The following is a 14,272-nucleotide window of genomic DNA, read 5'->3' as shown; positions in this document are numbered from 1 at the left end:
TCCAACGAAAAGCTAAGATCGCGCGTCTCTAGCGTGTCGGAATTACGACAGCCATAGCCCGGACGCGACGATTTTGCCTCAGTCCGGAACGATCGGCAGGATCACCGCGCTTGCCGTGCTGCCGCCATGCAGCACCGTCTGCGTCGCGGCGTGATAGTCGCCCGGCCTGGCATTGAAGATGTTTGGTACGAAGCTCTGCGGGTTGCGGTCGTACAGCGGAAACCAGCTCGACTGGACCTGCACCATGATGCGGTGGCCCGGCAGGAACCGGTGGTTGGCGTTGGGCAGCGCAAAACGGTAGCGCACCGGCTTGCCTGGCGTCAGCGCCTGTGGATGCTCGAAACTGGCGGCATAACGGCCCCGGAAGATCTCCATGCCAATGCCCAGCTGGTAGCCCGACAGCTCCGCCTGCGGCATCTCGTCCGGGTAGACGTCGATCAGCTTGACCACCCAGTCGCTGTCGGTGCCGGACGTGCTGGCGTTGAGGTCGACCAGCGGCGCACCGGCGATGTGGACGGCCTTGGTCAGCACCGGGGTCACGTAGGTCAGCACATCGGTGCGGGTCGAGACATTGCGCTGGTCGCTGACCAGCCACGGCTTCCACACCTGTGTGTCGCCGATGTTGCCCGGCCGCGGCACGAAAGGCACCGGCTTGGCGGGGTCGGAGACGTAGGAGTCGCTGCCCGCCTTCGCTGGAGCCACAAAGCTCAGCCCGCCCCTTTCGGCGAGGTAGATCGGCGTCGGGGTCATGTCTGCAGGTGGCCACTGCGAACTGGGTTGCCAGACATCGACGCCGGTCTCGTAGGTCAGCACGCGCGGCGTCGCCACCACCGGCGCCGGGTCCTTCAGATACTGGTCGAGGAACGGCTTCATCACGTCGCGGCGGAAGCTGGTCGCAGTGTCGGTCGGGTATTTCAGCGGCCCGAGGTTGAAGGCGTCGTAATTGACCTGGCTGTGCCGCCACGGCCCGATCACGAGGTGCAGCTTGTCGCCCGCCTTGGCCTGCAGCGCCCGCCACACCGCCGGCGCGCCGTAGCTGTCCTCCTGGTCCCACTGGCCGACGACCAGCATCGTCGGCACCGTCAGCGTCCGGAGGCCGAGCAGCTTGTCGACCGCCTGCCCCTGCCAGAACGCGTCGTAGGCGGGGTGCTCCATCAGCTTGCGCGCGAACGGTAGGGTATCGATGCCGTATTTGCGCGCGTAGTCACCCGCCGACCCCGACTGCAGGTACAACGCATAGCTGTCGGCGACCCCGGTCGAGACCGCGGTATCGTCGTCCTTGGCCCCGGTCTGCCCGGCGATATAGTCGAAGTTCGACTGCCGGAACGCGCCGTTGTGGAACCAGTCGTCGCCCATCCAGCCGTCGACCATCGGACTTTGCGGCACGGCAGCCTTGAGCGCCGGGTGCGGGTCGATCAGCGCCATCAGCGAGGTGAAGCCCGGGTAGGACGAGCCGATTATGCCGACCCGGTCGTTCGATTCCGGCACGTGCTTCACCAGCCAGTCGATGGTGTCGTAGGCGTCGGTGGCGTGGTCGACCTTTGTGGCATTGAGCGGCCCCCGCAGCGGCCGCGTCATCACATAGTCGCCCTCCGACTTATGCTTGCCGCGGACGTCCTGGTAGACCCGGATATAGCCGTCCTCGACGAACTCCTTGTCCGCGATCGGCATGATCGCCTCGACGTTCGGGCTGGCGGTGCGACTGGTCGTCTTGTCGGCGTTGTAGGGGGTGCGGGTCAGCAGGATCGGGCCGCGCGTCACGCCCTTGGGCACGACGACGACGGTGTACAGCTTCACCCCGTCGCGCATCGGGATCATCAGCACGCGGCGCTGGTAGTTGAGTGTCGCGGCCGGCGAGGTAAACGCGGGGCCGGCGATGTCGGGCGTCATCGTCGGGAGTGGGGTTTGCGCGACGACAGGGGCGGCGAGCAGGACGGCGAGCGCGAGGATTCTCATAAGTTTGTTGTGAAGCGGCGCACGAACGCGAGCAACCCCTCTGCCCTCCCCCCTCGAGCGAGGAGGGTAGCAAGGTCAGCCGCCCGTCGCGGCGCGATATGCGACGCGCTTGTCGTCGAGCACAACCAGCCCGCCCGCTTCCTCGACGTGCCAGAAGGTCCAGCCGTTGCAGGCCGCTGCGCCCTGCGCCGCTGCGCCGATCTGGTGGATCGAACCGGTGCGGCCCTCGGCTTCGAGGCTGCCGTCGGGCCGGACCCGGGCGCGGTGACGGCGGCGGGCGTCCCACAGCATCGTGCCGGGCCGTACCATGCCGGTCTCGACCAGCGCTCCGAAGGCCACCCGGGTCAGCCCGCGCGCGCCCTCGCTGACCGCCATGTCGCCGCCCGACAGCGGCAGCAGCGCGTCGATCCGCGCCTTTGCGACGGCGATATACTTGGCCTCCCGCTCAATGCCGATCCAGCGCCGCCCCAGCAGCTTGGCGACCGCCCCAGTTGTGCCGGTGCCGAAGAACGGATCGAGGACGATGTCGCCGGGCTCGGTGCAGGCCAGCAGGACGCGGTACAGCAACGCCTCGGGCTTCTGCGTCGGGTGCGCCTTGACGCCGCCCTCCTTGATCCGCTCCGCCCCGGTGCAGATCGGCAGCAGCCAGTCGCTGCGCATCTGCAGGTCCTCGTTGAGCGCCTTCATCGCGTGGTAGTTGAACTTGTAGCGCGCGGTTTCCGACTTAGCGCACCAGATCAGCGTCTCATGGGCGTTGGTGAAGCGCGTGCCCTTGAAGTTCGGCATCGGGTTCGACTTGCGCCAGACGATGTCGTTGAGCACCCAGAAGCCCTGATCCTGCAACGCCACGCCGACCCGGAAGATGTTGTGATAGCTGCCGATCGTCCAGATCGAGCCGTCATCCTTCAGCACCCGCCGCGCCTCCGCGAGCCATGCCCGCGTGAACGCGTCATAGGTCGCGAAGCTGTCGAACTTGTCCCAGTCATCGTCGACCGCGTCGACCTTGCCGCCCTCGGGCCGCATCAGATTGTGCTGGAGCTGGAGGTTGTACGGCGGGTCGGCGAAGATCAGGTCGACCGACTTCGCGGGCAGGGCCGCCATGGCGGCGATGCAGTCGCCCGCGATGATGCGATCAGTCTCGAATGTCACCCGCGCCCCCGCTCCTAGCCGTCATCCCCGCGCAGGCGGGGACCCATCACCACCGAAAGTTGAGGTGATGGGTCCCCGCCTGCGCGGGGATGACGGGGGCTAGTTTGAGTCAGGCGGGACTCACCCGTCAACAGATTGCGAAACCGTCACGATTCAACGGCTTGGCATCGAGGTCTCGCGATCGACTCGAAACGCTAGGGGTTGAGTCCCGACGCTCCACAGACTCCCACCCATAGCGTGTTGCCCAAAGGACTCAGGCGACCTTCTTTCGGAACGCGCGTGGTTCGAGGGTCCGCCATTCGCGCACCGGCCAGAAGCTTTGGCGATGATGCGCGTTCGGCCCGAGCTCCCGCAGGCCCGCCGCGTGCTCGGCGGTGCCATAGCCCTTGTTGGTCGTCCAGCCGTAGCCGTCGTGGCTGCCGGCCAGCTCGATCATCATCCGGTCGCGGGTGACCTTGGCTATGATCGATGCCGCCGCGATCGACACGCACAGCGCATCGCCCGAGACCAAAGTTTCGCAACTCCGGGTCCACTTCGGCTTGCGATTGCCGTCGATCAGGACGTGGTGGCAATCTTGAGGGAGCGACGCGACGGCGCGCTCCATCGCCAGCATCGTCGCCCAGTGGATGTTGATCGTGTCGATCTCCTCGACCGAGGCGATGCCGACCCCGAACTCGGCGCAGTCGACCAGCATCGCACACAGCTCGACACGGCGCTCATGCGTCAACTGCTTCGAATCGTTGAGGCCCTTGGGGATGCACTTCGGGTCGAGCACCACCGCCGCCGCGACTACCGGCCCGGCCCACGGCCCACGCCCGGCCTCGTCGACGCCCGCGACACGCCCCGGATACGCCTTCTCGCGCTTGTAGGTCGGGCCCTTCACCATGCCGGAATCCCGAGCGGACCGTGGCCGCCGCCGAACCCCGGAGCCGCGAGGATCGCCTGGTGGACGTAGTCCCGAGCCTGCCGCGAGGCGTCCTCCAGCCCCAGCCCGCGCGCCAGCCCGACCGCCAGCGCCGACGCCAGCGTGCAGCCGGTGCCGTGGGTATGGCGCGTGTCGATGCGCGGGCCGGCGAAGCGCACCTGCCCCGCCCGCGTCACCAGCCAGTCCGCGACCTCGTCGCCCTCCAGATGCCCGCCCTTGGCCAGCACGGCGCGCACGCCCTGCCCCAGCAACTCCTGCGCCGCGAGCAGCATGTCGGCCTCGTCCTCGATCTCGGTCCCGCTCAGCGCCGCCAGCTCGGGCGCGTTCGGGGTGACGATCGTCGCCAGCGGCAGCAGCCGCATCAGCGCTGCGACCGCGTCGTCCGCCAGCAGTACCGCGCCGCCCTTCGCCACCATGACGGGATCGAGCACGACCGGGATTTTCAACCCCGCCAGCACCTCCGCAACCGCCGCGATCACGTCCGCCCCACCAAGCATCCCGATCTTCACCGCGTCCGCACCGATGTCGTCGAGGCACGCCCGCATCTGTGCCGCGACCACCGCTGGCGGCACCGCGTGTACGCCGCTGACCCCGAGCGTGTTCTGCACCGTCACCGCGGTAATCGCCGTCATGCCGTAGCCGCCGAGCGCCTGCACGGTGCGCAGGTCGGCCTGGATACCCGCCCCACCCGACGAGTCCGAGCCGGCGACGATCAGGATGCGGGGCAAAATGCGCGGGGTCACGAAGCCTTGTACATCCGCACGGTCGACGCCGGATACTTCGCCAGCATCGCCGGCGGCCGCACCGGCCGCCGCTCGAAGTTGCCGCCGCAGTTCGGGCAGACACCGCCCATCGGACCCTCGACGCACGGGCCGCAGAACGTGCACTCGATAGTGCAGATCCGAGCATCCGCCCCGTTCGGCAGGTCGATCCCGCAGCGCTCGCAATCGGGACGGAGTTCGAGGGACATCAGGCGGTCACGGTGTCAAGGCGGTGGAGCATCGCTGGCGAATACAGCGGCGCGGAGCGAGGGTCGACCAGTTTCGAAAAAGCATGTTCCGGCAAAGGACGGCGGTGGAGCACAGCTGGCGAGTGCGTTTCAAGCTCCGCGTTCGTTCCGAAACGCTGAATCGACCGCTGGCGCCACGAGCCACGCCGGTCCCAAGAAGTGTCGAAGAATATTACATAGTCGAAACGATATAGCTCTTTGTGCCAGAATAAGGTGTTGAAAACGCTATAAATTGAAAGTTGGCACGATCGTTGCTTTATGTTTCGGGAGTGCACCAGGAAGAGGATGCACTGCGAATGAGGGGCAATTTTCAATGAAACTGAAATCATTATTCATCGCGGCCACGATTGCAGTCGCCGCTGCCAGCACCGCGCAGGCTGCGACGTATACCTATGTCGGTTCGTGGTCGGTCAGCGACGGTCCGAACTGGCAAACCAATCCGGCAGTCTATACCGGCCAGGAAGCCGCTGCGCTGCTGTTTGGCGGAACTGCCAGCAGCTATGCGATTTCAACACTCGGCCCCGACACCTCGGCGATCAACTTTCAGGCGCATGTCGATGGTTGGGCCGACTCGCAGTATCTCTCTTCGACGGTTTCTCAGAGCTACAGCCTGGATACCGGCGGTTCAGGTTACAACAGCAACCCAGGCACTGGTTCTGCCTATTCCGCCTACGTGCAGGACCACGGCGCTCCCGGTGAAGGCGTCAACTACGCGTTCCGGCTTTCTGGCGCTGTTCCTGAACCCGCCAGCTGGGCGCTGATGATCGCCGGCTTCGGTTTCGTCGGCGTAGCAATGCGCCGCCGCGAAATCGCCGTCGCGAACTGACCTCAAAGGCATCGAGGCCACCGGAGAAGCAAACATTTCTCCGGTGGCTGCCGTTTGCAGGACGAGCTAGGCTCGCATCCGGACTGGCAGACCGCGCGCGCGGCCCCGTTGGTGCACTTCGAAAAGCTGGACGACGACGCGCTGGTCCGCAGGCTGCGGACCGTTTGACGGCGCGCGCCGCTCGCCCCCGCGGTATACTGCGCAATAATGCTCTCTCGCATTCACCGGAGTCAGCTCTGGCAGCCGATACGCTTGCTCCTGTACGCTTGTCCTTGACCCCAAAGGCTCCTACCCGGCACTAGCGACCCCGAAGGGGAGCCTCGCCAATGACGTTCGACAAGTCCCGCCTGCCCAGCCGCCACGTCACCGTCGGCCCCGAACGCGCGCCGCACCGCAGCTATTATTACGCGATGGGCCTGACCGCGGAAGATATCGCCAAGCCGTTCGTCGGCGTCGTCTCGGCGGGCAACGACTCCGCGCCGTGCAACACGACGCTCGACGCGCAGGCGGACGCGGCGCGGGCGGGGGTCATCTCGGGCGGCGGAACGCCGCGGCGGTTCAACACGATCACCGTCACCGACGGCATCGCGATGGGCCACCAGGGCATGAAGTCGTCGCTGGTCAGCCGCGAGGTCATCGCCGACTCGGTCGAGCTGTCGATGCGCGGCCACAGCTATGACGCGCTGCTGGCGTTTGCGGGTTGCGACAAGAGCCTGCCCGGCATGATGATGGCGATGCTGCGCCTCAACGTGCCCGCGGTGTTCGTCTATGGCGGGTCGATCCTGCCGGGGCGCTTCGAGGACAAGGACGTCACCGTCGTCGACGTGTTCGAGGCGGTCGGGCAATTCGCCGCCGGGACCTGCCCGATCGCGCGCCTGACTGCACTGGAGAAGGTCGCCTGCCCCGGCCACGGTGCGTGCGGCGGGCAGTTCACCGCCAACACCATGGCCTGCGTCGCCGAGGCGATCGGGCTGTCGCTGCCGTCGTCAAACATGATGCCCGCACCCTATGAGGGCCGCGCCGGGCTGGCGGTGGCGGCGGGCGAAGCCGTGATGAAGTGCCTCGAGCTCAACCTGCGCCCGCGCGATATCTGTACCCGCAAGGCGTTCGAAAACGCCGCCACGGTGGTCGCCGCGACCGGCGGCTCGACCAATGCCGCGCTCCACCTGCCGGCGATGGCGAGCGAGGCGGGCATCGACTTCACGCTCCACGACGTCGCCGCGATCTTCAAGCGCACGCCCTACATCACCGACCTCAAGCCCGGCGGGCAGTACGTTGCCCGCGACCTGTACGACGCGGGCGGGATCTACATGGTGATGAAGACCCTGCTTCAGGGCGGCTTCCTGCACGGTGACTGCATGACCGTCACCGGCAAGACGCTGGCGGAGAACCTGGCCGAGGTGACGTGGGTGGACAACAAGGTCATCCGCCCGGTCAGCAACCCGATCACCGCGACCGGCGGCGTCGTCGGGCTGGTCGGCTCGCTCGCGCCTGATGGTGCGATCGTCAAGGTCGCGGGCATGCACCGGCTCCAGTTCACTGGCCCGGCGCGGGTCTTCGACAGCGAGGAGGAGTGCTTCGCCGCGGTCGAGGCACGCAGCATCAACAAGGGCGAGGTGCTGGTCATCCGCTATGAAGGCCCCAAGGGCGGCCCCGGCATGCGCGAGATGCTGTCGACCACCGCGGCGCTGTACGGCCTGGGTCTCGGCGAGCATGTCGCCCTCATCACCGACGGGCGCTTCTCGGGCGGCACGCGCGGCTTCTGCATCGGCCATGTCGGACCGGAAGCGGCCGACGGCGGCCCAATCGCGCTGGTCGAGGACGGCGACGCGATCAGCATCGATGCGGAGGCGGGGACCATCGAACTGCTTGTCGATGCGGACGTGCTGGCGGCGCGGCGGGCGACGTGGGTGCCGCGGATCAATGCCTATCAGTCAGGCGCGCTGTACCGCTACTCTCAGAACGTTGGCCCGGCCTACCTCGGCGCGCTCACTCACCCCGGCGCCAGGGCCGAGCGTCACGTCTACGCGGATATTTGAGCGTTCAGTTGCACGAGCGCAGGTGGCGGCAGGCGCGGCGTTTCCGGCGCTCCTCCTGCCGGATCTCTTTCGGGGTGCGCTGGGCCAGCGTAAAGGCGGGGCCCGGCGGCGGCGGCAGCGTGGCGGCATCGAACGCCAGGGCGCCCGGCCCCGTGACCGGAATGCCCGGCGCGGGCGCGACGTACGGCGTGGGCGGTGCCGGCAGCGGGACGGTGATGTCAGTGAACATCGGCTCGCCGGTCCCGTCGCGCGGGACATCGCCGGCGGTGCCGCGGTGCTGGTCCGTCTGGACATACAGCGGCGACGCCGCGCAGGCTGCAAGAGCGAGCGCCGAGGTGATTGCAGCCAGCGAGAGAATTCGGTTCCGGACCATGGCGTCAGCCGATTACACTTGGCCGTGGCTTTGACAACCCCGCCGGTTCTGGACGCCGCCGCAATGCGTGCCGCGGAGGCGCAGACCATTGCCGGCGGAGTCCCCGCCCGCACGCTGATGGAGCGCGCCGGTGCCGCCGCCGCGGACGCGATCCTGCGGTTCGAGGCACCCCGCGCGGCGCTGGTCGTGTGCGGCCCGGGCGGCAACGGTGGCGACGGCTATGTCGTCGCCCGTCACCTCCGCGCGGCAGGGGTCGCGGTCTCCATTGCGGCGGATGGCCCGCCTCGCAGCGAGCCCGCCGGATCGGCAGCGCACGACTGGGATGGGCCCGTCGCACCTTTCGGGGACGCTCCGCTGGGTGGCGCGCTGGTCGACGCGCTGTTCGGGACGGGCATGAGCCGTCCGCTCGACGCCGGGCTGGCGCAGACGCTGGGCCGCCTCGCCGACGCCGCGCAGCTGCGCGTCGCCCTCGACGTGCCGAGCGGGGTCGGCACCGATGACGGCAGCGACCTCGGCTGCCCGTTCGTCGCCGACCTGACGATCGCCTTCGGAGCCCGCAAGCGCGCACACTACCTTCACCCGGCAGCGGCCCGCTGCGGGCGCATCGTCGTCGCCGACATCGGGCTCGGCGAGGTCGCCGCCGCGCTGACGCTGAACACCGCACCACGACTGCCGGGCCTCGGTGCCGAGGCGCACAAGTACTCGCGCGGCGCGGTGTACGTTGTTTCCGGCCCAAGCGGACGCGGCGGCGCTGCCCGACTCGCGGCCCACGCCGCGCTCCGGGTCGGGGCCGGGCTCGTCACCATCGGCGTTCCGGCGGACGCCTTCATCGAGAACGCCGCCCGCCTGGACGCGGTCATGCTGCGCGTCGTGGACGATGCGGCGGGACTGGCACGCCTGCTCGACGACCCGCGCGCGGCAGCGTTCCTGCTCGGACCCGGCCTCGGCCACGACGACAAGGCCCGGTCACTGGTCCGGCGGGCGCTGACCAGTGGCCGGCCGCTGGTGCTCGACGCCGATGTCTTCACCCTCTTCGCCGGCGACGCTGCGGGACTGGCGCAGCAGGTCCTCGGACCGGTCGTCCTGACCCCGCACGAAGGTGAGTTCGACCGCGTCTTCGGCACCCTCCCCGGCAGCAAAGTCGACCGCGCCCGCGTCGCCGCCGCCCTGACCGGTGCAGTGGTCGTCCTCAAGGGCCCCGACACGGTGATCGCCGCGCCCGACGGCCGCGCCCGGATCAACGCCCACGCTTCCCCCGCGCTGGCAACCGCGGGGTCGGGCGACGTCCTCGCCGGCATCATCGCCGGACTGCTCGCGCAAGGGATCGAGGCCTTCGACGCGGTCTGTGCCGGCGTCTGGCTGCACGGTGACCTGGGGCTTCGGGGTGGCACCGGGCTGACCGCCGACGACCTGCCGGGGCTGATACCCGCAGCGCTGCGCGACCTGTCGTGACCGACAGCCTCGCGCCGACCGTCGACAGCGACCTCATCGTCCGCATCGGCGGGCGCGGCGACGGCGTCACCGGCGACGGCCGCTTTGTGCCGTTTGGCGTTCCCGGCGACCGCATCGGCGACGACGGCATGCTGGTCCCCGGTCCCGACCACCTCGCGCCGCCATGCCGACACTACCCGGAGTGCGGCGGTTGCCAGCTCCAGCACGTCAGCGACCCCGCCTACGAGCGCTGGGCGATCGACCGCATCGTCTCGGCGCTCGCCGGCATCCCGATCGGCCACATCGAGCCCATCCACCTGTCGCCGCCCCGCTCGCGCCGCCGTGCCTCGCTCCGCGCCGTCAAGCGCGGCGGACAACTGACGCTCGGCTTCAACGCCGAAGCAAGCCACCGCATCGTCGACCTCCACGAATGCCACGTCCTGCGTCCCGAACTGTTCGCGCTGGTCGCCCCGCTGCGGCGCCTTCTCGGCGGTATCCTCGGCGACGGACGTGCCGCGGGCGTGACGCTGACCCTGACCGACGCCGGGATCGACGTGCTGCTCGCGGGCATCGAGGCGACGACGCTCAAGCAGATCGAGCGCCTCACCGCCTTCGCTGATGCGCAAGCCCTCGCCCGGCTCGCCGTCGACAACGAAGACGGCCTGACCATCATCTCGGAGCGTGCCCAGCCGACGCTGCGCTTCGCCGGTGTCCCCGTCGCGTTGCCCCCCGCCGCGTTCCTCCAGGCCACCGCCGACGGCGAGGCCGCGCTGGTCGCCGCCGTCCTCGCTGCCACCATCGGGGCGCCGCGTATCGCGGACCTGTTCTGCGGGCTCGGTACCTTCGCCCTGCCGCTCGCGGTCCGGGGTGCACGCGTCCTTGCCGCCGATGCTGCCGGAACCGCGGTCGCCGCGCTCCTCCCTGCGGCGCGCGCGGCCGGGCTCAAGCTGATCACCGAGCACCGCGACCTGTTCCGCAACCCGATGGCCGGACCGGAACTCGACCGCTTCGACGCCGTCGTCATCGACCCGCCGCGCGCCGGAGCCGCCGCGCAGACCGCCGCGCTTGCTGCATCGAAGGTGCCGCTGGTCGTCGCGGTATCGTGCAACCCGAGCACCTTCGCCCGCGACGCCCGTACGCTCGTCGATGCCGGCTACGACCTCCAGCGCCTGTGGCCGGTCGGGCAGTTCCGCTGGTCGACCCACGTCGAGCTGGTCGCGCGCTTCGTGCGCCGCCGGTGAGTGTGTCGATGCGAGACCGCCAGCCGATCCGCCAGATCGCCTATTTCGTTCCCGACGTCCGCGCCGCCGCCGCGCGTCACCACGCGCTGTTAGGCTCCGGGCCGTACTTCCTGCTCGAGAACATCGCGCTGACGCGTTGCGAGTATCGCGGTCGGCCCGCGACGCTCGACCACAGCTCCGCCTACGGCCAGTGGGGCACGCTGATGATCGAGTTCTGCCAGCAGAACAACGCCGGCCCCTCGGTTTTCCACGATCTCTACCCCGACGGCGGCGAGGGCCTCCACCACGTCGCGCTAATGGTCGACGACCTCGGCACCGCGATGCGCGAATTCGAGGCGGCGGGCCACCCAGCCGCGCTCTACGCGGAGCTGGCGAGCGGCAACGCCTATGCGATGATGGACTGCACCCGCGACTACGGCCACTTCGTCGAGCTCTATGAAGCCAGCCAAGGCCTGCTGGCGTTCTACGAAACGGTGCGAGCGGCGGCGGAGGGCTTCGACGGAACGGAGCTGATCCGCAAACTCCAGGCCTGATATCGCCGCACCGGCACCGTCGGCGACCGGGTTGCAACACGACACGATCGCGCGCTACTCCCGTCATGGGGAGCGCTAACATGCACATGACACCGACGGAGGTTTTCCTCCTTGCGATGGTCGTCATCTTCACCGCGCCATTCCTGGTGTGGCGGCTCGGGCGCACCGATTACTGGGCACCGCTGGTGGTGGTGCAGATCGTCGGCGGCATCCTGCTCGGCCCCGGCGTGCTCGGCGCCGTCTTTCCCGAATACTACGCTGCCATCTTTACACCCGCGACCATCGGCTCGCTGAACGGTATCGCCTGGTGGGCGGTGATGATGTTCGTGTGGGTCGCCGGTCTCGAGCTCGACCTCGCCGAGGCCTGGGCGCGCCGCGGCGAAACCGGTGTCACCGCCGGCCTCGCGCTGGCGGCCCCGCTGCTGGCGGGCAGTCTCGCGGCACTGCTGATACTCCGTTACCCCGGCTGGCAGGGGCCGCACGGCGCAACCTGGCAGGTTGTCCTCGGCATCGGCATGGCCTGCGCCGTGACCGCGCTGCCGATCCTGGTCCTGTTCATGGAGAAGCTCGAGATCCTGCGCGCGCCGCTCGGCCAGCGCATCCTGCGCTACGCCAGCCTCGACGACATCGCGATCTGGGGCGTGCTCGCGCTGATCATGCTCGACTGGGCGCGGGTCGGCCGCCAGGGTAGCTTCCTCGTCGGCTTCGCCGTCGCGACCTGGGCGTTCCGCAAGCTGATGGCGCGCGTCGGCGAAAGTGACCGCTGGTACCTCAGCCTGATCTGGCTGGCCGCGTGCGGTTTTGCGGCGGACTGGGCCGGGCTGCACTTCATGGTCGGCGCATTCCTGTCGGGCGCGGTGCTCGACGCCAGGTGGTTCGACCGCGAGGCGACGGACCGCTTCCGCCACTTCGTGCTGCTTGCGGTGATGCCGGTGTTCTTCCTGTCGACCGGTCTCAAGACCCAGTGGGGCGTCGGCGGTGCGGCGGTGTTTGCGGCGGCCGGGCTGCTGCTAGTGGCGTCGGTCGCAGGCAAGCTCGCGGGGGTTCACCTGGCGGGGCGCATCCTGCGCTGGCCGAAGGGCGAGGCATCCATCATCGGCTGGCTGCTGCAGACCAAGGCACTGATCATGATCATTTTCGCCAACGTCCTGCTCGACAAGGACATCATCACCAACGAAACCTTCACGGCGCTGCTGCTGATGGCTTTGGGGAGCACGATGCTGACTGTGCCGCGGGTGACGCCGTTGCTCAGGCGCTTCGGGATCGTGCGGACGGCCGATCTATAGCGCCGGCAGCCGCGCGAATGCCGCGGGGTCGCCGACCGCCAGGAAGCCGCCGTTGAAATACGCGGGCTTGCCGTAGGTGAAGTCCGTGCCGCCCGCCGCATGCATCGCGCCGCCCGCGGCGAGGAGCACCGCGTGACCCGCCGCAGTGTCCCACTCACACGTCGGGCCGTAGCGCGGATAAGCGTCCGCGGACCCCTCGGCGACGCGGCAGAACTTGAGGCTCGATCCTGCGGGTTCGAGCGCGCATGCGCCCAGCGCCGTGACCCAATCCTTTGTCGACTGGTCGAGGTGGCTATGGCTGACGACGATCACCGGCAACGGCCGCATCGCGTGGGTGGTGATCGGCAGGCGCGCTGCATTCGCCGACGCTTGCCGGAACGCGCCTTGGCCGGGCCCAGCCCCGACGACCCCGGTCCACAACACGCCATCGCGCGGGCTGAGCACGAGGCCGAGCACGGGCATGCCGCCCTCGACCAGCGCGACGTTGACCGAATAGGCGGCGCGGCCGGCGATGAAATCCTTGGTGCCGTCGAGCGGGTCGATCAACCAGAAACGCGCGCATGGCGGCGGTCTATGGCCTGCGGCATGCGCCTCCTCGCCGACGATGGGGGCATCGTCAATGGCGCGGATCGCGGCGGTCAGCAGGCGCTCGGCAGCCTCGTCGGCCTCGGTCACCGGGGAACTGTCGGGCTTGTCGCGGTGGACGATGCCGGCGATGCGGACCTGCTCGATAACCTCGGCTGCCGCGCGCATCGCGGGGATCAGCGCCTCGACGAGTGCGCCCGGCGACAGCGTCTCGGTCGCGTTCACAGTGCCCGGATCAGCGTCCGCGCGACCGCAAGCCACGGCGCATCGCCGACCACGACCTGACGCGCACCCGGCGAGATCGGCAGGATCTGGAGCTTGCCGCCCTCGACCGCCGCGAGCCTTCCGAACACGAAGCGCGACGACCCGCGCGGCACCAGCACATCGCGGTTGATCGCCTTGGCGAACTCGGTCGGCATCAACTTGTCGAGCCACAAGGCATCGCCGGCGCGGTAGTCGCCCGCTGCAACCTCGAAGCTGACGCCGACCGCCTCGCCCGCCGGGGCAGGCGCGAGCAGCGTCGCGACCTTGCGCGGCGCGGCCGGGCCTTCCGCGCCAAACACGGCGCTGACCGGCACGTCGACCCGGTCGGGCAGCGTCACCAGCGTCGCCGCCTCGACCCCGAGCGCCTTGGCGATGCGGTTGAGCCAGCCAACCGAAACCGTGCGCATGCCGGTCTCGAGGCGTCCGACCGTTTGCGCCGTCGTCGGCGGCGAGCAGGCCATCGCGACCTCGTGCAGGGTCATGCCCTTGGCCTTGCGGACCTCACGGATGCGGGTGATCAACGCTACCTCCTAAAACCTGAACGGTTAACTCTGTCCTACACTTGTACGCTTGTGGCAAGGAAAAACCCCCATCGAAGGACTCTTACTTGGTTAGATTGCATAGAAATGCTGTTGCGCCGGACGTGCTGGCCCCG

At 68.8% G+C, this 14,272-nt stretch carries 14 protein-coding genes; 6 read left to right on the top strand and 8 right to left on the bottom strand.

Translation table 11 applies throughout. The annotated features are described in order from the left end of the window. Nucleotides 1-78: 78 nt before the first annotated feature. The 5 genes from KX816_06805 to KX816_06785 all read right to left on the bottom strand — a co-directional run bounded on the left by KX816_06805 (nucleotide 79) and on the right by KX816_06785 (nucleotide 5,000). Entirely contained in the window at nucleotides 79-1,956 is a 1,878-nt protein-coding gene (locus tag KX816_06805; protein ID QXQ07710.1) for a CocE/NonD family hydrolase, read from the bottom strand. A gap of 75 nt (nucleotides 1,957-2,031) precedes the next feature. Further along, on the bottom strand, nucleotides 2,032-3,105 hold the full coding sequence (locus tag KX816_06800; protein ID QXQ07709.1) for a site-specific DNA-methyltransferase: 1,074 nt from the start codon (nucleotides 3,103-3,105) through the stop codon (nucleotides 2,032-2,034). A 253-nt stretch (nucleotides 3,106-3,358) separates the two neighbouring features. Beyond that, nucleotides 3,359-3,991: a ribonuclease HII gene (locus KX816_06795; GenBank protein QXQ07708.1), complete on the bottom strand. Its 633-nt coding sequence runs from the start codon at nucleotides 3,989-3,991 to the stop codon at nucleotides 3,359-3,361. Next, the gene (gene thiD / locus KX816_06790; protein ID QXQ08440.1) at nucleotides 3,985-4,761 is read right to left on the bottom strand and encodes a bifunctional hydroxymethylpyrimidine kinase/phosphomethylpyrimidine kinase; all 777 of its coding nucleotides are present in this window, start codon (nucleotides 4,759-4,761) and stop codon (nucleotides 3,985-3,987) included. The genes KX816_06795 and thiD overlap by 7 nt, the downstream gene beginning before the upstream one ends. Before the next feature lie 8 nt (nucleotides 4,762-4,769). Further along, nucleotides 4,770-5,000 carry a DUF1272 domain-containing protein gene (locus KX816_06785; protein ID QXQ07707.1) on the bottom strand — a complete coding sequence of 77 codons (231 nt, stop codon included), beginning with the start codon at nucleotides 4,998-5,000 and terminating at the stop codon, nucleotides 4,770-4,772. Nucleotides 5,001-5,352: 352 nt separating this feature from the next. Between KX816_06785 and KX816_06780 the strand changes: the two genes are divergently transcribed. Together KX816_06780 and ilvD are read left to right on the top strand one after the other, a co-directional pair. After that, nucleotides 5,353-5,865: a PEPxxWA-CTERM sorting domain-containing protein gene (locus KX816_06780; protein ID QXQ07706.1), complete on the top strand. Its 513-nt coding sequence runs from the start codon at nucleotides 5,353-5,355 to the stop codon at nucleotides 5,863-5,865. Between the two features lie 326 nt (nucleotides 5,866-6,191). Continuing rightward, a complete protein-coding gene (ilvD, locus tag KX816_06775; GenBank protein QXQ07705.1) occupies nucleotides 6,192-7,904 on the top strand; it encodes a dihydroxy-acid dehydratase in 1,713 nt (570 codons plus the stop codon). 4 nt (nucleotides 7,905-7,908) lie between these two features. On the opposite strand, the gene KX816_06770 is transcribed toward ilvD, so the two are convergent. Beyond that, nucleotides 7,909-8,277: a hypothetical protein gene (locus KX816_06770; protein ID QXQ07704.1), complete on the bottom strand. Its 369-nt coding sequence runs from the start codon at nucleotides 8,275-8,277 to the stop codon at nucleotides 7,909-7,911. Nucleotides 8,278-8,307: 30 nt separating this feature from the next. Here KX816_06770 and KX816_06765 point away from each other — a divergent pair, with 30 nt between their 5' ends. The 4 genes from KX816_06765 (at nucleotide 8,308) to KX816_06750 (ending at nucleotide 12,768) form a co-directional block, all read left to right on the top strand. Then, nucleotides 8,308-9,729 (top strand): NAD(P)H-hydrate dehydratase, encoded by a 1,422-nt coding sequence (locus tag KX816_06765; protein QXQ08439.1) that lies wholly within the window; start codon nucleotides 8,308-8,310, stop codon nucleotides 9,727-9,729. Further along, entirely contained in the window at nucleotides 9,726-10,949 is a 1,224-nt protein-coding gene (locus KX816_06760; GenBank protein ID QXQ07703.1) for a methyltransferase, read from the top strand. Before KX816_06765 ends, KX816_06760 begins: the two co-directional genes overlap by 4 nt. Nucleotides 10,950-10,957: 8 nt before the next feature. After that, a complete protein-coding gene (locus tag KX816_06755) occupies nucleotides 10,958-11,482 on the top strand; it encodes a VOC family protein (protein QXQ07702.1) in 525 nt (174 codons plus the stop codon). A gap of 86 nt (nucleotides 11,483-11,568) precedes the next feature. Next, the gene (locus KX816_06750) at nucleotides 11,569-12,768 is read left to right on the top strand and encodes a cation:proton antiporter (GenBank protein ID QXQ08438.1); all 1,200 of its coding nucleotides are present in this window, start codon (nucleotides 11,569-11,571) and stop codon (nucleotides 12,766-12,768) included. Here the strand turns inward: KX816_06750 and KX816_06745 are convergent. After that, nucleotides 12,763-13,578, bottom strand: a complete 816-nt coding sequence (locus KX816_06745) for a 3'(2'),5'-bisphosphate nucleotidase CysQ (GenBank protein QXQ07701.1) — start codon at nucleotides 13,576-13,578, stop codon at nucleotides 12,763-12,765. The genes KX816_06750 and KX816_06745 overlap by 6 nt on opposite strands. Continuing rightward, nucleotides 13,575-14,138, bottom strand: a complete 564-nt coding sequence (locus KX816_06740) for a helix-turn-helix domain-containing protein (GenBank protein ID QXQ07700.1) — start codon at nucleotides 14,136-14,138, stop codon at nucleotides 13,575-13,577. The genes KX816_06745 and KX816_06740 overlap by 4 nt, the downstream gene beginning before the upstream one ends. Nucleotides 14,139-14,272: the final 134 nt, after the last annotated feature.

This window comes from Sphingosinicellaceae bacterium (assembly GCA_019285715.1).
Classification (GTDB): domain Bacteria; phylum Pseudomonadota; class Alphaproteobacteria; order Sphingomonadales; family Sphingomonadaceae; genus Glacieibacterium.
This window is presented reverse-complemented; position numbering and strand designations above follow the sequence as displayed.